The 17,591-nt window shown below is 37.6% G+C and carries 13 protein-coding genes, 4 tRNA genes and 1 riboswitch; of the genes, 4 read left to right on the top strand and 13 right to left on the bottom strand.

Going from position 1 to position 17,591, the window contains the following annotated elements:
• Positions 1–79: 79 nt before the first annotated feature.
• A complete protein-coding gene (helD, locus tag PVK62_RS13060; protein WP_274445294.1) occupies positions 80–2,143 on the bottom strand; it encodes a DNA helicase IV in 2,064 nt (687 codons plus the stop codon).
• A 167-nt stretch (positions 2,144–2,310) separates the two neighbouring features.
• Between helD and yccS the strand changes: the two genes are divergently transcribed.
• Positions 2,311–4,479: a YccS family putative transporter gene (gene yccS, locus PVK62_RS13055; RefSeq protein ID WP_274445293.1), complete on the top strand. Its 2,169-nt coding sequence runs from the start codon at positions 2,311–2,313 to the stop codon at positions 4,477–4,479.
• Between the two features lie 149 nt (positions 4,480–4,628).
• Complete coding sequence (locus PVK62_RS13050) at positions 4,629–5,126, top strand: glycine cleavage system protein R (RefSeq protein WP_274445292.1); 498 nt, start codon at positions 4,629–4,631, stop codon at positions 5,124–5,126.
• Positions 5,127–5,551: 425 nt separating this feature from the next.
• Here the strand turns inward: PVK62_RS13050 and PVK62_RS13045 are convergent.
• The 10 genes from PVK62_RS13045 to PVK62_RS13000 all read right to left on the bottom strand — a co-directional run bounded on the left by PVK62_RS13045 (position 5,552) and on the right by PVK62_RS13000 (position 14,499).
• A tRNA-Gly gene (locus PVK62_RS13045) sits at positions 5,552–5,627 on the bottom strand.
• Positions 5,628–5,659: 32 nt separating this feature from the next.
• Positions 5,660–5,746, bottom strand: a tRNA-Leu gene (locus PVK62_RS13040).
• A gap of 108 nt (positions 5,747–5,854) precedes the next feature.
• Positions 5,855–5,930 (bottom strand) — tRNA-Gly (locus tag PVK62_RS13035).
• A gap of 22 nt (positions 5,931–5,952) precedes the next feature.
• Positions 5,953–6,026, bottom strand: a tRNA-Cys gene (locus tag PVK62_RS13030).
• A 316-nt stretch (positions 6,027–6,342) separates the two neighbouring features.
• Positions 6,343–6,897 carry a CDP-diacylglycerol--glycerol-3-phosphate 3-phosphatidyltransferase gene (gene pgsA, locus PVK62_RS13025; protein WP_274445291.1) on the bottom strand — a complete coding sequence of 185 codons (555 nt, stop codon included), beginning with the start codon at positions 6,895–6,897 and terminating at the stop codon, positions 6,343–6,345.
• Positions 6,898–6,942: 45 nt separating this feature from the next.
• Positions 6,943–8,769: an excinuclease ABC subunit UvrC gene (gene uvrC, locus PVK62_RS13020; protein ID WP_274445290.1), complete on the bottom strand. Its 1,827-nt coding sequence runs from the start codon at positions 8,767–8,769 to the stop codon at positions 6,943–6,945.
• Positions 8,769–9,413 carry a UvrY/SirA/GacA family response regulator transcription factor gene (gene uvrY / locus PVK62_RS13015; RefSeq protein ID WP_274445289.1) on the bottom strand — a complete coding sequence of 215 codons (645 nt, stop codon included), beginning with the start codon at positions 9,411–9,413 and terminating at the stop codon, positions 8,769–8,771. The genes uvrC and uvrY overlap by 1 nt, the downstream gene beginning before the upstream one ends.
• Before the next feature lie 243 nt (positions 9,414–9,656).
• Complete coding sequence (locus tag PVK62_RS13010; RefSeq protein WP_274445288.1) at positions 9,657–12,026, bottom strand: DNA polymerase II; 2,370 nt, start codon at positions 12,024–12,026, stop codon at positions 9,657–9,659.
• A 2-nt stretch (positions 12,027–12,028) separates the two neighbouring features.
• Complete coding sequence (locus PVK62_RS13005; protein WP_274445287.1) at positions 12,029–12,805, bottom strand: nucleotidyltransferase domain-containing protein; 777 nt, start codon at positions 12,803–12,805, stop codon at positions 12,029–12,031.
• A 107-nt stretch (positions 12,806–12,912) separates the two neighbouring features.
• The gene (locus tag PVK62_RS13000; protein ID WP_274445286.1) at positions 12,913–14,499 is read right to left on the bottom strand and encodes a Na+/H+ antiporter NhaC family protein; all 1,587 of its coding nucleotides are present in this window, start codon (positions 14,497–14,499) and stop codon (positions 12,913–12,915) included.
• Between the two features lie 79 nt (positions 14,500–14,578).
• Positions 14,579–14,763: riboswitch (Lysine riboswitch) on the bottom strand.
• A gap of 240 nt (positions 14,764–15,003) precedes the next feature.
• On the opposite strand from PVK62_RS13000, the gene PVK62_RS12995 reads away from it, so the two are divergent.
• Positions 15,004–15,408 carry an H-NS family histone-like protein gene (locus PVK62_RS12995; RefSeq protein WP_274445285.1) on the top strand — a complete coding sequence of 135 codons (405 nt, stop codon included), beginning with the start codon at positions 15,004–15,006 and terminating at the stop codon, positions 15,406–15,408.
• 197 nt (positions 15,409–15,605) lie between these two features.
• Here PVK62_RS12995 and PVK62_RS12990 read toward each other — a convergent pair whose 3' ends face one another.
• A complete protein-coding gene (locus PVK62_RS12990; RefSeq protein WP_274445284.1) occupies positions 15,606–15,818 on the bottom strand; it encodes a hypothetical protein in 213 nt (70 codons plus the stop codon).
• Positions 15,819–16,205: 387 nt separating this feature from the next.
• A complete protein-coding gene (fadR, locus tag PVK62_RS12985; protein WP_274445283.1) occupies positions 16,206–17,048 on the bottom strand; it encodes a fatty acid metabolism transcriptional regulator FadR in 843 nt (280 codons plus the stop codon).
• A gap of 447 nt (positions 17,049–17,495) precedes the next feature.
• On the opposite strand from fadR, the gene PVK62_RS12980 reads away from it, so the two are divergent.
• Positions 17,496–17,591: hypothetical protein (locus PVK62_RS12980; RefSeq protein WP_274445306.1), on the top strand; the 96-nt coding region annotated here is incomplete at its 3' end.

Here is a 17,591-nt window from a genome sequence, read left to right as displayed (position 1 = left end):
TAAAAAGCCCTTACTTCTATTACTCGTCGTTAGTCATAGAAGTAAGGGCTTTTTTTTATCACCATGATATGGCTATATATTATTCAATAATCACTGGGTAATCTTTATCTACCAACTCCTGAACAAAAGGAGAAGGTTTACCATGATAAACCACCCACGCTTTTCTTTTTGCTCTCGTTAGTGCGACATAAAATAAACGACGCTCTTCAGCATAGCTAAACTCCTCTTCATGAGGGAGTAATGCACCATCAAGCGACTCTGCTCTTGCTTTTATTGGGAACTGACCATCCGTCATCTCTACAATAAAAACATAATCAGCCTCAGTTCCTTTACTGGCATGACACGTTTTATATTCTAAATTTAACCCTGGGTAATATTTCAGCCATTCGTCAAAATTATCCGGCTTATGGTTATGATTACGTCCTAAAATAATGACATTTTCACCTTTACGTGCATTTTTAGATAAAGACAGTAACTCTTTTTCTATTGAACTATGTTCAATGACTTTTACCGCTTTTCTCTTTTGCTTAGTGAAGCTGACCAACTCTTTTTTAAGCTGCATTGGATTTTCTTGGATAAAGCGATTTGCAACCGCACCAATTTGATCATTAAAACGATAAGTTGTAGATAACTGAGCTATTTGAGTCGATTGAAAACGCTTTTCAAATCCAGTCGTTAGCGACACATCTGCCCCTGCAAAGCGATAAATAGCTTGCCAATCATCACCAACAGCAAACAAAGTTGCTTTGGTATTATGAGCATTTTCATTATGACAAATCGCTTCAATTAAATCCAAACGTTGAGGCGAAATATCTTGATATTCATCGACCATCACAAAAGACCAAGGCAAATCGTATTTTTTGTCATTAATGTATTGCTTCGCTTTTGAAATCATCAATTCATAATCAATCGCGTCTTCATGCTTTAACGTCCGCACGTACGCTTTAAAAAATGGCCAAACAATATTTAGCTCACTTTTTAAACGAGCAGCATCTATATGCGTTTCAATTCGTTCAATGATCTCTTTTTTATCAAGCTGTAATGCATTCAATTGGCAGATTTGTTTATATAACCATTCTTGCAATTTTTCATTATGCGATTCTTCTTTTAAATCAACATCACCTCTTAAGTAGGCTATTGGCCACTTTTTAAGGTGTGTTTTCCAACGATTGGTTGCTGTTGAATTTTTCCATTCCGAATCAAGAACATGACTAAACCACTCTTTACGTGACTTAACATCTCTCACTAAACAAGATAGTTTTGGTTGTTGATATTCAACATGACGAATAATATCTAAGCCAAGTTGATGAAAGGTGGCTACTTTTACTTTTTGTCCAATATCAAACCCCAGCTTTTCAATAATCCGACCTGACATTTCTTGAGCTGCTTGGCGACCAAAAGCAAGCAATAAAATCTCATCAGCTTGGGCTTGACCACTTTCAATTAAATAGCGTACTCGTGCTACAAGTACGCTGGTTTTACCTGAACCCGCCCCTGCTAATACTAAGGTATGATCTTCATTTAATAATAGGGCACTTTGTTGAGATTCATTTAATGGTTGAGATTCACATTCAGAAAAGAATTCTTTCCATTCTACTTTTTGCGCTTCTAACCAAGTTTCATTCAGCTCTTTTAATTGCTCTTCTGGCTTTGTAAGCCAATTTAATACCGGAGCAATACAATCTGGTTGAAGTTGTTCGGCCAGAGGTATTGAAAGGCCTGTTTGCTCAAAAAGATCATACAGGTTTTCAATCATCATTAGGGCTTCAGTTTGTTTAAGAAAACGACGTTGAGAAGCAAAACTCTCTACCAAGTCCAGCATTTGTGGTTTGAGTTGATTTAACATCGCTATCTTAGATTCTTTCCAATCGGAATAAGCATTTAAAACCGTATTAATAATGGCATCACACTCTTGCCACGGTAAGCCTGAAACTCGCCATGCAATTTGATCATTACGATTGTAAAAACAAAGAGAACCCCAAACTAACCCTCTTTGAAAAGTCACCTTCCCACTCCATTTATCAAATGGCACCGATACTTGGAATTTATGTGAGGTAAACAACAGCTGCTCTGCTTCTAATTCAAGCTGATAATAGTCACCCTGAACTAACCACTGAGCGAAAGTGGTTGCTTTGATCTGCATGATTCAATACTACCTAAAGATAAGTTAACTCGAAGAGCGCCTAGGATATCAGGTTCTTTTTTTGTTGTCCCAGATCAGTATTAAGACAATGATTTAGTCTCTTATACTTTTTTATCGATAGGACTTTGTTATGATGGATTTTTTCCACTCGTTAGATAATACCTATTGTGACTTATCGCCAAATTTTTCGCCAATACTGGGCCAATAAAACCATCAATTTTAGCGTTCGAGTATTACTCGCTTTAGTCGGCGCTGTCATTCCATGTTGGTATTTAGAGCAAAACACGGCAATTATCCCTTTAATCCTAGGGATAATTGCCGCCGCTTTAGCAGAAACAGAAGATAAGCTTTCAGGCCGACTTAAAGCGCTTTTTTTAACCTTTATCTGTTTTGCTATTGCTGCTTTCTCTATCGAGCTACTTTTTGACACCCCTATTTTATTTGCGATTGGGCTTTTCTGTTCAACGGTTTCCTTTATTATGCTCGGAGCATTGGGGCCTCGTTACGCCAGTATCGCGTTTGGTTCATTACTCATTGCTATTTATACCATGCTGGGTGCTGCTGATAGTCCAAATCTTTGGTATCAACCGATGCTATTGCTAGGAGGTGCCGCTTGGTATTACTCCATATCACTTACTTGGCAGATTTTCTGGCCTTTGCAGCCAGTGCAACAAAATCTCTCTACCGTATTTGAAACCATGGCAAGATATTTAGATATTAAAAGTGAACTGTTTCACCCAGCGACGAACTTAACGCCTCAACCTTACCGTCTTCAAGAAGCCAAAAATAATGCTCAGATGGTAACTGCATTAAATAACAGTAAAGCGTCGTTACTCACCCGAGCTCAAGGCGGACATGTTGTTGGTGCCAGTGACCGATTTTTAAAGATCTATTTCATTGCACAAGATATTCATGAGCGCGTTAGCTCTAGCCACTATCGCTATCAAGATCTTGCAAATATGTTTAATCGTAGTGATATTCTCTTTCGTTTTAAGCATTTGCTTCATAGTCAATCTCTAGCCTGTAAGGAAGTTGCGCGCTGCTTATCACTTGGCTTGCCTTATCAACATGCTCAAACGTCAATTTTTGCACTCGATGAGTTACAACAATCGTTAATTGCATTGAAAGAACAACAACGACCAGAATGGCGATTGTCTGTTATTCAGCTTGAGTATTTATTTAATAATCTAGCGACAGTCGAGCGCCAATTTGCCAATATCAGTAACCCGGAACACAGCTTAGAACTCGAAGAAGATACAGTATTAGCAGATCAAATTGCACATACGCCAAAAGCAATGTGGCAGCGTTTAAAAGCGAACATGACAACTGATTCCGTTCTATTCCGCCATGCGATTAGAATGGCTCTCGCTCTCACTGCTGGGTATAGCATTATTCAAGCATTTGATTTAGAACATGGTTATTGGATTTTATTAACCACTTTGTTTGTTTGTCAACCAAACTACAGTGCAACAAAAGAAAAACTTGTTGCTCGTGTTGCAGGAACCATTATTGGTTTATTAGCAGGGACTGCACTCTTAGTACTATTTCCATCTCTTGATAGTCAACTGGTTCTTATGGTTATAGCCGGAGTATTATTTTTTACTTTCCGTCTTGCTAACTATGGCTTTGCAACGGCCTTTATCACCATTTTGGTTCTGTTCTGTTTTAACCAATTAGGTGAAGGCTATGCGGTTATTCTGCCTCGATTAGGGGATACTATTGTTGGCTGTATTTTAGCTGTAGTTGCAGTAACCTACATCTTACCCGACTGGCAATCTAAACGTTTACATAAAGTTATGGCTGATACGGTGAATGCCCATCAGGATTATTTAGCCAATATAATTTCGCAATATCGAGCAGGCAAAAAAGATTCTTTACAATACCGTTTGTCTCGTCGACAAGCCCACAATAATGAAGCGGCACTTAGTTCTGCTATTAGTAATATGCTGATTGAGCCGGGTAAGTATCAAACCGCAGTTGATGAATCATTCCGCTTTCTTTGCTTATGCCATGCAATGTTAAGTTATATTTCAGCTCTTGGTGCTCATCGTACGCGCTTAAAAGATGAAGACACACATCAGTTAGTGGCCGAATCTCACCGTATTATTCATGCGCATTTAAATCAAATTCAATGCCAACTCAATAATACAGATTGCAGTGATAGATTAAATATTTTTGCAGAAGAGAGCATTGAAAGAAAACTTTCTGAATGGCGCGATGAAGATGAAGATTCAGTAAGAATGGTATTGCAACAACTGCATTTAATTCATCAAATTTTACCAGAAATGCACTCTCTTTCAGAAATATTAAGTACTAGGACAAAAGAGACAAAATAGACAAAATAGAACAGTAAACTTTGAAGTTGATCTATTTGAGCGGTTAATATGTTGATGTTTATCAAACATTTTCATAATAGGACGTCTACACTGATATTAAAGTTATTTTTTATGAAATAGAACAATAATAACCCTGTTGGAGGCTCACTATGAAAAGTGTATTTATTGCTGCTTTTGTTGGAATTTCTAGCCCAGATCTAATTAAACGCTTGGCTTCTGTGACTCATGAAGAAGGGGGAAAGTGGTTAGTAAGTAAAATCAATTACCTAGATGCTCATATTTCTGCAGTCATTAAAATAGAAGTCCCTACCGCTCATAAAAAAGCGATCCAAGACTACTTTGCCTCACAAGATGACTTACAGGTTACTTTTACAGACGCATTAGAAACGATTATTGAGAGTCAACATACTCAATTGAAAGTAGATGCAGAAGACAGAGCTGGTATCGTCAATGACATCAGTAATATACTGCAAAAAGAATCGGTTGAATTGATTGATATGGATAGTCATCGTATTGGTGTTCCAGCGAATGGCACCAGTGTATTTACCGCTACATTAAGCTTAAAGTTACCGATATCAGCGAATATAAATAACTTAGCAGCAGAGATTGAAGCTCTGAGTAATGATATGGTTGTGACCATTATCTAATAATTAATGGTATTGATATAATAAAACATCTTCATAAAATGGCAGCCTAATACGCTGCCATTTTTAATATTAATGGCTTTTCAAATTTAGCTTAACAGAACTGAGCATCGCGAGGCATGAACATGAGGCAATAATAACATGGTAGTGATCGGCATGGTTGTAGATAAATACCAATTGAACTGATAACGGCGATATAACAGCATCAGATCTCTCACCAAAGAGTGCACTCATTTTTATAACCTTGAAAAAGAAACTGGAGCGACACACGAGGCTCCCGATCTTCGAGGTGCTAGGCGTGACCTCAACCTTGGCAAGGTTACGCTCTATCAGTTGAGTTGATAGTTATTGAGATCATGAGTCGAGCCTCTTTTTACTCTGCTGTAAACGTCAAAAAGCCCAATCATTTCTGATTGGGCTTCTCAATTTGGAGCGACACACGAGGCTCGAACTCGTGACCTCAACCTTGGCAAGGTTGCGCTCTACCAGCTGAGCTAGTGTCGCATGCTATATTTTTCAATATAGACTTTAATAGATGGTGCCCCGGGCCGGACTTGAACCGGCACAGCGCGAACGCCGAGGGATTTTAAATCCCTTGTGTCTACCAATTCCACCACCAGGGCACGCAATTCTTTATTGCGATGCTCCTAACCAATGTGTTCTAAAAAGAACGGTTAGACACCATCTTTAAAACAGTCTGCCAATGTTACGTGACTGCTTTTTACAAAATCTGGAGCGACACACGAGGCTCGAACTCGTGACCTCAACCTTGGCAAGGTTGCGCTCTACCAGCTGAGCTAGTGTCGCAAAGTCATCTCTTAAAAGAGAATGGAGGCGCCTCCCGGAGTCGAACCGAGGTCCACGGATTTGCAATCCGCTGCATAGCCACTCTGCCAAGGCGCCGTTGTAATCTCAATTGGCCAACCGCTTATTTGCCGCCGTCCTCTTGGGTACAGGACGCATTTTACTGATTCAGCACTTAGAGTCAACACTATTTTTGTGTTTTTGTTTCGTTTGAATAAAATGCGATCAAAGTGAGTGCAAAACAAACGAAAACAAGACATTTAGCCTGCTTAACGAGTAAGTTAATTGAAGAAATCGCTCTGATTACAAGAAAATATTCAATACAAAAGCTTGTGATATCAGATCACTATACATAATTTATGTTTAAGATATAAAAAAAGCGAACCTAAGTTCGCTTTTCATCTCAATTAACTAACTAATCGTCAGCATTAAGCAGATCATCTTTTGCAGCAGCTAAGTATTGGACCATAGACCAGTATGTCAAAATTGTCGCTACATAAAGCGCAATATAACCAACCCATACCATCCAATCATCATAACGCCAAATCAAAACCCATAGAGCAAACATTTGAGAAACTGTTTTTACCTTTCCAACCCACGAAACCGCAACACTTGCACGTTTACCAATTTCTGCCATCCATTCTCTGAGAGCTGAAATAATAAGTTCACGGCCAATCATTGTTATTGCAGGAATCGTAATCCAAATAGAATGATAATGCTCAGTGATCAAGATTAAAGCGGCTGCAACCATTACTTTATCAGCAACAGGATCTAAAAAAGCACCAAAACGAGAGGTTTGACCTAATTTTCTTGCTAATAATCCATCTAGCCAATCAGTAAAGCCAGCTACCCAGAAAATCATTGCTGCAGCAACTGCTGACCATTCATAAGGCAAGTAAAAAACAACAACAAACACTGGAATAAGTGCAAGTCGGATAAACGTGAGTATATTTGGTATCGTTAATCGCATAATAATTCTTTAGTTTTGGTCCGCTAGGTCTATGGTGCGCTTTTTTTATCCGTGTTTCAACGCATCCTGTATTTTTTCTGCCAAAGAGAGGCTAATTCCCGGCACTTTGGCTATTTCTTCAACACTTGCACTTTTTAATTCTTGTAGACCACCTAAATACTGTAATAATGCTTGTCTTCTTTTTGGACCAACACCTTCGATATTTTGCAACGTGCTAGTTTTTCTAACTTTAGCACGTTGAGCTCGATGTCCACTGATCGCATGATTATGACTTTCATCTCTAATATGCTGTATTAGATGCAAAGCAGGTGAATCACTTGGCATCGAAAATTCCTCACCGGATACTTTAACTAGGGTTTCTAATCCATGTTTTCGTGTAACCCCTTTGGCTATACCTAACAATAGTGGCTGCTTTGGCCAATCATTCCAATGCTTAGAAATAACCTCATAAGCGCGGTTTAACTGCCCTTTCCCCCCATCTATAAATACAATATCAGGAATTTTATCTACATCAAGGTGCTTACTGTAACGGCGATCTAAAACTTGAGCCATCGCAGCATAATCATCGCCACCCGTAATCCCAGTGATATTATAACGTCTATACTCAGCTTTTACTGGTCCTTCCTGATTGAAAACGACACAAGAAGCCACGGTTTTTTCTCCCATGGTATGACTAATATCAAAACATTCCATTCGCTGAATTGAGACTAAAGACAAGGCTTCTTCTAATTGTTTAAATCGCTGATACATCGTCAGCTTATGATTCGATTTACTTGTAAGCGCAGTCAATGCATTGGTATCGGCTAATTTTAAATAACGCCCTTTTATTCCTTTGGGGTTTAATTGAAATTGCACTTTACGCCCAGACAATTCTGTTAATGCATGTTCTAGCCCTTCGCCATCAAACTCAAAACTTGTCACGACACGATTAGGAATGGTACGGCCTTGAGAATGGTTTAAGTAATACTGAGTTAAAAAGCTTGAGAAGACTTCTTCTTTGTCCGTCTTCGCAGGGATCTTAGGAAAGAAACTTCGACTACCAAGTATCTTTCCTTGGCGGATCATCAATAAATGTACGCAAGCTAATCCATTTTCGATAGCAAAACCTAATACATCTAAGTCATCACCACTGTCATCAGAAACATATTGCTGCTCTTGCATTCGTCTCATTGCTTGAATTTGGTCTCGAATAACCGCTGCTTTTTCAAATTTCAGCGAGTGGCTTGCCGCTTCCATTTGCTCAACTAACGTCTGAATAACTTGTCTATCTTTACCCTGTAAAAATAAACGAATGAATTCCGTTTGCTCTTTATATTCATCATCGCTGACAATGCCTTTTACACACGGCGCTAAACAACGACCAATTTGATGCATCAAGCAAGGGCGCTGACGATTTGAATAAACCGAATCTTCACATTGACGAATTGGAAACAGTTTTTGGATCAAGTGAAGGCTTTCTCGTACTGCGCCGGACTCAGGATAAGGCCCAAAGTACTCGCCTTTTTTGCGCTTCGCCCCTCGATGGATAGAGATCCTTGGGTGCTTATGGTTTGAAATAAAAATATAAGGGTAAGATTTATCATCTCGAAGCAATACATTATATTTCGGTAAATATTGCTTAATATAATTATGTTCAAGGATAAGAGCTTCGGTCTCTGTATGAGTTACCGTAACATCAACATGGTCAATATGACTGACTAACGCCTTGGTTTTTTCTGATGGGATATTTGCGCGAAAATAGCTAGATAATCGTTTTTTTAAATCTTTTGCTTTACCTACATAAATAACCTCAGCCTCAGCGTTATACATACGATAAACGCCAGGCTGATGGGTAACAGATTTTAAGAAAGCTTTTGAATCAAAAGAAGGCACTAAAGCGTCTCAGCATCTAGAATACCATGACGAATAGCTAAGTGAGTTAATTCAACATCTCCACTGATATTCAACTTGCTGAATAACCGGTAACGATAGCTATTTACGGTTTTAGGGCTCAAGTTAAGTTGCTCGGAAATATCCGTCACTTTTTCGCCTTTCGTTATCATTATCATGATCTGCAATTCACGCTCTGACAATTCTTTAAATGGATTCTCAGAATCTGGTGTGAACTGGCTTAATGCCATTTGTTGCGCGATCTGTGGTGATAAATAACGTTGTCCACTTTGAACCATACGAATAGCATTAACCATTTCGTCTGGGCAAGCCCCTTTTGTAAGGTAGCCTGCGGCACCCGCTTGCATGACCTTTGTTGGGAATGGATTCTCAGTATGAATGGTTAAAACAATAACTTTCATATCTGGATTAAATCGTAAAATCTTTTTAGTGGCTTCTAATCCACCGATCCCAGGCATATTCATATCCATAAGGACAATATCTGCCTGCTCTGTTCGACACCATTTTACGGCGTCTTCACCGCTGTCAGCTTCCCCTACTACTTTAATTCCACGGACGTCTTCAAGAATACGTCTAATCCCTGTGCGAACCAGCTCATGATCATCTACAAGGAATACTTTAATCACAACTGACACTCCGACTTAAATTTACTGCGCACCTCGACTGAGGTAAATTTTATGGCCTATTTTACCTTAAAAAATAAGGTTGTCGCCTATTGATTATGTGTTTTCACGCAAAGTTTTACTATTTATATAGTATTGACTTTAGTAGTTATTTACCATCTAACACGGTATCTATAACGAAATATCACACGATTAAAAATAAATAAATCCAATCAAATATTTATCAATATACAATAAAAGCAATCGTTAAAATAGACCTAATTGCGATGCTGATAATTGCATAAAATCCAACCCTATAAAAGGAAGAATGCCATCAGCAATCGGTTTTAATTGTTTTTCGACATAATGATCGTAATCGATTGGATTTTTTACATACTCTACCGGTTCAGGGCCTGAAGTAGTGATAACATACTCAATCCAGCCCCCGTATTTATATTGGGGTGATTTCCCCATTTGTTGATGATAATAATCGGCCAACCTCGCGGCTTTCACGTGCGGAGGGACGTTCTTTTGATAATCGTCCAACTTTCTCCTTAACCGCTTACGGTAAATAAGTTGGTCATCTAACTTACCTGAGCGCGTATCATCTACATAATTACGTACGTATTCTTTTACTTCTTGCTGATGAAAGACTTTATCAAACAATACTTTTTGAAAATTTTGAGATAACGGGGTCCAATCAGTACGAACCGTTTCTAATCCTTTAAAAATAATTTCTTCTTTGCCATTTTTTCTAATCAAGCCTGCATAACGTTTTTTAGACCCCGTTTCAGATCCACGAATAGTCGGCATCAAAAAAGTACGATAGTGGGTTTCATATTCAAGTTCTAATGCAGAATCTATGGCGTACGCATCCTGTAAATGTTGTGTCCACCATTGGTTAATATAAGTAATTAATTCTTTGCCTATCTCATCGGCCTTTTTTGAAGACATCTCCTGCCCTAACGTCACAAAAGTCGAATCGGTATCACCATAAATAACTTCATAACCCTTTGATTCAATTAATTCACGGGTGGTTTTCATTATTTCATGTCCACGCATGGTTATTGAAGACGCTAACCTGTGATCGAAAAATCGACAGCCAGATGAGCCTAATACGCCATAAAATGAATTCATAATGATTTTTATTGCTTGAGAAAATGCTTTTTCATTATTCTTTTTAGCGACATCTCTGGCAGACCATAAAGATTCAATCAACCCAGGAAGAAAATGGTGAGTTCGATGGAACCGCCCACCTCTGAATCCGTCAATAGCGAATTCTTCACCTTTTCCTACTTCTAATTTTAGCCCTTCAATCAATCCAAGAGGGTCAATCCTAAAGGTTCTAATTATAGAAGGGTAAAGTGATTTAAAGTCTAACACCAATACTGAGTCATACAAGCCGGGCTTTGAGTTCATAACATAACCACCAGGGCTTGCTATCCAATTTTCACTTTCAAGATTTGGGGCAATATAGCCAGAACGATGTAATCGAGGTAAGTATAAATTAGTGAATGCAGCAACCGAACCACCGACACGATCTAATTCAACCCCTGTGAGTTTCGTTCGTTCAATAACAAAATCGATGATATTTGTATGTTCAAATATACGAGTAACTAATACGCAATCTTGCAGGTTATATTTAGCAAGTGCTTGTTTATCTTCGCGATACATTCGGTTAATTTCACCCATACGATCACTCGGATCATGGATTGATTTACCGTCATTAAGCAACTCTTGCGACACCGACTCTAAAGACCAACTAGAAAAATGATAAGTCGCGGTTTTAAGGGCATCAATTCCATCAAGAACCACTCTTCCTGGAAAAGAAAGAAAGCCTTGTTGACGATTGTTATCTGACTCTCGCCAATATAAAGTGCTGTTTCCACGCCCAACTCGAAACGCTAAGTTATGCCATTTTGCTCGTTGAATTAATAAACGAAAATCAAAATTAACCACGTTCCAACCAATGACGATATCAGGATCAAAAATTTGGAACCAACGTTCCAGTGATAGTAATAGCGCCTTTTCGTTCTCTACCCACTCAATCGCTAATTCACTCTCTTCTGGCATTCCAATCATGATAATACGAGTGTCTAGATCACTATGCAGGGCGACCGAATACAAAATGCCTTTTTCAGAGCATTCTATATCTAAAGAGACTTTACTAAATACAGGAGTCACCTGCGCGGCTTTAATCTTTACATTACGATATTCAATATGATCTTTTCTCTGTATTGGCGTCCCAATAAAAGAGAGCCCTCCACAAATAAATCGCTCCATTAGGTAACGATCAGCCAAGCGAATATCACTTTCAAAAATAGGTAATTGAGCTTGCTCAAAATATTGAGCAACCTGTCGCTTTTGGTAAGTAGATGAAAAATAAATACCAAGGACAGGTTGATGATGATAGGTCGTTAATTGTGTGCTTTTTAGCGTGTATGAAATATTATAACTTTTTAATAAACTCTCATATTCTAACAATCTTTCTTGTAAAATAAAGGCAACAGCAAGCTCATTCTCAATAAGTAAATGTGCAATATTTCCATCACACTTAACCCATAAATCAACTAAGGTTTGTGAATTTATTTCTTTATTTTGTCGGGTAAGTAAAAATCCAGTCTGATGTGAATTCACTCTTAACCTATTCTTCTTTCAGTCTTGTTAAACTCACTCACTACCCAACTACCAAATTCTTGTAATAACGCAATAGCTGAACGCTTAGGTATTTTTCGTCCTTTTAATAACATGACGACTCTTTCGATCTCTGTTTGTTTATCTGGATAATACTCTAAGAATTTCCGTGCACACAATATTGGATGATCATACCATCCTTTATCTTTATGCATGACCAATGAATAGCAGCTGCGTAATAGTTTTTTCGCAATGGTTTTTTGTTGTTCAACTTGAGTATTGATATTTTGACTCACAGAGATTTTCTTTATATATACCTCTAACCACTCTTCAATATCCATATTCATATTTTTGGCTATTTCCCAACTTGGTTCAAAATCACCAAATCGAGTCGAAAGATCATCACCAAAAATACAAACACAACAATGGCGAAGCCAAAATCCCCAGCTAAATATGGATTCTAATTGCAACACTTCTGTTGTTTCACCAATGGTAAATGTAACACCTGTTATTTGAGGATATTTGGATTGGAAGCGCACTTTAATCGTATTAATTAACGTCTGCTCTTTATTTGTCAAAGGAACAGTGGTTAATAAAGTAACATCTAAATTTGAACGCCCAGGAGTTGCTTCTCGTCTAGCAACACTGCCGTATAAATAAATACTATGAACCGATTTAGGTGCAGCAGAACGAATATGTCCAATAAGATCATGGATAACGATTTCGAATTCTTTTTGAAAGGGAGATTGTTTATCAATAATAGGTAAAGTATAGCGAGACACAAAGCACTCCAATCAAGATAGATAAGAAGTTATGATCGCGATTTCATAGTTAAAAAGCAATAAAAAAACCGACCATTAAGGTCGGTTTTTTTCAGATAGTTTATATCTTAAGCAGTAACGGCTCTTTTTTTAGACAGAACCATTAAGCCTATACACACTAGGATAAACGAGGCTGCTGAAGCAATAAATGCCATTAATACTGAACCTGTAAAACCAAGTGCGATATAACCAATGGCTGAAACGCCTGCAACTGATAATGCGTAAGGTAGTTGTGTTGATACATGGTCAATATGGCTACAGCGAGCACCCGTTGAAGATAAGATTGTCGTATCAGATATTGGAGAACAATGGTCACCAAATACTGAACCTGCTAATACTGCACCTAACATTGGTAGAATCAGCGCAATATCCGTGGCTCCTGCCATGTCGCCTGCAATTGGTAACATAATGCCGAACGTACCCCATGATGTACCAGTACTAAATGCCATCAAACCAGATAGTAAGAATAAGATAACAGGGATCCAATGAATACCAATACTACCTTGAGCTAAACTTGATAGATATGAACCAGTTTGCATATCACCGATTACTGAACCAATTGTCCATGCAAAGAATAAAATTAAGATTGCACCAAACATTGATTTAGCACCAATCCACATTGTCATTCCAATGTCTTTTGCTGAGATATCTTGACGGAATACAGTAATAAGAGCAGCGGCAAGACCAATTAATCCACCGTAGCAAAGCGAAGCACCGACATCGGTATTTTCAAATGCACCTAAAATATTAAATTCTTTACCATCACCAATTAATGCTTGAGCACCGGTGTAAATCATAAAGAAAATAGTAGCAACAATAAGTACGATAATAGGGAATATTAAGTCAGATACTTTCCCTGTTTCGCTTTCTTTAATATTTAGCTCTTCATTTAGGTCTTTAGATTCAGCATTAACTGCTTGGTCATCAAAGCCATTACCACGCGCTGCTTCATTTTCATGATCACGCATTGGGCCAACATCTAATTGGAACCAAACAACAGCAAATACCATTAACAATGCGAAGACTGCATAAAAGTTCATTGGGATTAATCGAACGTAAGCACCTAAAGCTGAATATTCAGTCACACCGTGTGAAACTAAAATACCACCAATAATAGTAATGATGTAAGCGCCCCAGCTTGATGCAGGCATTAATACGCACATTGGTGCTGCTGTTGAATCTAGGATATAAGCTAGCTTTGCTCTTGATACATAAAAACGGTCAGTTACAGGGCGGGATATTGAACCAACAGCTAAACTATTAAAATAATCATCGACAAAAATGAAAACCCCAAGGAAGGCAGCAAGAAGTTTTGCGCCACGTTTACTTTTAATTCTTGCTTGTGCCCACTCAGCAAAAGCTCGAGTACCACCAGAAAGCGTTAAAAGGGCTGTCGTCATTCCTAATAAAAGAAGAAAAGCGACAATACTCATATTCCAAGTATTAATAGAACCATCATCAATAAAAACACCTTTAACAGAGCTAAAAGTATAAGATGCAGTGCCTGAAATGGAGAAATTAGACAGCAAAATTGCGCCTAGAACGATACCTACACCAAGAGAAAGTAGTACTCGACGAGTAACAATGGCTAAACCCAATGCAACCAATGGGGGCAATATCGATATCGGAGAATTTGAAAAATCAGCTAAGTTCATGATCTACAACAACCAGTTTGGTTGGAGATCTACTGTTGATACGGCAATGCCGTTAAAGGAAGTGAATGTTAAAACATCTCCCCACAGTAGCGCTCCATAGTTAAAAAATAAAATTGACTATGGCAGTGTTATTCCTTTTCGAAATAACCCCAGCTAAATCCGTCTGATTAACGTAATTAACTTCGGCATTGACTCCTTTCGATTGCTGTCATCAGAATCACCCTCTAACAATCTACTCTTAGGCAATGCGCCTCTACCCGTTTAGGTGCGACCATTGTACGGATCGAACACAACTTTGCAATACTATATATGAGTCTTTTAACATTAGCCCTCAACATCATTAGAATGAGATACTTTAAAAGATATTGTGTTAACTATTCAATAAACCACAAACACTCTTAATATTTTTATTAATATCGTTTTCTATTTCATTATCAAAATATTTGTTATATTATTTTCTTGTTATATAATAAATGTATTATCAAAATAAATATGGAATCAATCATGTCTGATACTATTAAAACATTACTAAACCTACGTAGTCTACGAGCTCTTTCTCGTGAAATGACACTTGAACAATTAGAAGAAGCGCTTGAAAAACTGCAATCAGTTGTTGCAGAACGTCAAGAATCAGAAGCTGAAGAACGTTCTCAACTTGCTGAAAAACAAGCAAAACTTGAAGAGTTCCGTCAAATGATGATCGAGAGTGGCATCGCACCAGAAGACCTATTAGATACTATGTCTTCTACTACTGTTAAAACAAAACAAAAACGTGCTCCACGCCCTGCTAAATATAAGTTTTTAGATCATGCTGGCGCTGAAAAAACATGGACAGGCCAAGGCCGTACCCCATCAGCACTACAAACTCAACTTGATGCTGGTAAGTCTTTAGAAGAATTCCTTGTGTAGAGCTAATACCTTTATATTAAAGAGCCGCTTTTTATAAGCGGTTTTTTTATACCTGATATATAGAGAAATACATAAACATTCGTAAATATCACAATCATTAGTGTATTTTCTATTGTATCTAAATGTTTCTAAGATTATTTCATGTTCATTCTCAAATGTTAAACAACAAAACCATAATAAATTCATTCACCACCACTCTATTCTCTTAACTCTCCTAATAAATAGTATGATACACCCAAATTACTCGTTGTGCTTGTCGTATGCTCTATCATTGAATTTTCTTCTAGATTTACATATCTAAGACCACCATTCACACGAATATTCGGTGTTAAATGCAAATAAATAGATAAGCCGACAAAGAATTGACCATTCCAATCCACACCCAATACTGCAATACTGCAATACTGCAATACTGCAATACCACTTCGTAGTGTTCCGTCAGTAGATGCACCATATAAATGGTTATTTAGACGTTCACGATCATATGAGTCGCCTATTAATGGTGTTATTGCCCAATCTCTCCTACTAATTGGTCATTTCCAAACGGCTTCTGCATATAAACCATGATGGGGATACCTATATCTGTACCACCACCAATTTCAAATAAGCCAATAATGTAGTGGCTTGGTAAGTTATCCCACCTAAAATTGCAACGTTACGCTCATCTAATAATTGCATGAGTATTATCAGGATCTTCTGGTTTAACGTTAGTAGGTCATATACAAATCGAAAAATTATATTACAGGTATAAAAAAACAGGCTGTGAGCCTGTTTTTTTTATATTTTCACACTGATACTTAACTATCATCTTCTCTAAAATTACTTGGTAAATTCAATTTCATCTCATTCCAAATAAGATTACCTTCAATACCATATTGACGCATTCTTGGCATTACTGCGTCTTTTCTTTCTTCTTCACAGATCTGTCTTAAATCACGGTAGAATTGCAATGCAAGCTCACGCGCTTCTTGATTTGAAAAGTAATAGCTACCAACACGGGCATACAATTTTTTCAGTCCATTAAAAATCAGTCCGTAAATTTGATTTCCTGATTTAAAAGCGACACCTTGAAATAACATATAATCGTAATAGTTAAATGTTTTAGCAATCAATATTTCTTCACGTTTTACTGGATCTTTTTCGTTATCTTCTTTTACTTCAGCTTTAATTTTAGCGCCAAAAGGGGACTCTTCAATAAACGCATTCCAATTATCAGCTGCTAATAAATGCTCACAAGATTCAATCACACGATCAAGAGTACACAAAGAGCCCTCTTTATTCGTTTTAAACGCTTGTCTCATGAAAATACAACTAATATTCGTACGTGCTGCCAATAAATCTTCAACAATTGATGTTGCATTATTCGCATCAACCAATGTCATTAAGGTATCTAAAATATGCAGACCTGATGTCTCCATATAGTCATTAACCTTGGTTGGTTTACCATGCTGGATCGTTAACCAACCATCACGGGAAAGACGCTGCAATACTTCGCGAAGCGTTGTTCTTGTAACCCCGATTAATTCAGATAACTCACGCTCTGCTGGCAAAATTGAACCAGGAGGGAATCTGCCATTCCAAATGCTTTCAATAATGTATTTTTCAGCAAATCCAGCAGGACTTTTAGCCTTAATAACCATACAAGTTTACAATCCGTTCTTTATATAAATTAACTGCACTCATCATACCACCAGTTCAATAATTTCTTAACCACTTATTAAATTAACCAGCTAACTAGGCATATAACCCTCACTTTTAAGCTTATTAATACTTGAATATTCAAGCCTAACAATAGTTTTTTTATATACATTTCTTTAGTTTTAATCATAAAATCGACCAAAGGCACATTTTGATCAATTTACCTCTTTTCGAATATTGACTATTCATTAATAAAGAGTAAAGTTCCCCCCGTTTGGTATAAGGTTAGGTACTAATAGGTAGTTATTTGGCAAAGCAGTAACATGTTTTTGTTGTTTTTCTAAATAGTTGTTTATCCTTACTAATAACAATATGTTAGGCGATTATTATCAACTCCCGACTTAACCTTATTTTTATAGTGTTTAATGTAACAATGTAGAGAAAATCACATGTCTATTTCGCTAGGGAATGCATTTATCAAAAACTTTCTTGGTAAAGCCCCCGACTGGTACAAACTAGCAATACTATCCTTTTTAGTTATTAAC

Source organism: Aliivibrio sp. S3MY1 (assembly GCF_028765575.1).
Classification (GTDB): Bacteria; Pseudomonadota; Gammaproteobacteria; order Enterobacterales; family Vibrionaceae; genus Aliivibrio.
This window is presented reverse-complemented; position numbering and strand designations above follow the sequence as displayed.

What these genes read in the sequence shown, in the direction of transcription:
- helD (WP_274445294.1), bottom strand. Translation starts at nt 2,143, where the DNA reads ATGCAGATCAAAGCAACCACTTTCGCTCAGTGGTTAGTTCAGGGTGAC.
- PVK62_RS13050 (WP_274445292.1), top strand. Translation starts at nt 4,629, where the DNA reads ATGAAAAGTGTATTTATTGCTGCTTTTGTTGGAATTTCTAGCCCAGAT.
- pgsA (WP_274445291.1), bottom strand. Translation starts at nt 6,897, where the DNA reads ATGCGATTAACGATACCAAATATACTCACGTTTATCCGACTTGCACTT.
- PVK62_RS13000 (WP_274445286.1), bottom strand. Translation starts at nt 14,499, where the DNA reads ATGAACTTAGCTGATTTTTCAAATTCTCCGATATCGATATTGCCCCCA.
- PVK62_RS12995 (WP_274445285.1), top strand. Translation starts at nt 15,004, where the DNA reads ATGTCTGATACTATTAAAACATTACTAAACCTACGTAGTCTACGAGCT.
- fadR (WP_274445283.1), bottom strand. Translation starts at nt 17,048, where the DNA reads ATGGTTATTAAGGCTAAAAGTCCTGCTGGATTTGCTGAAAAATACATT.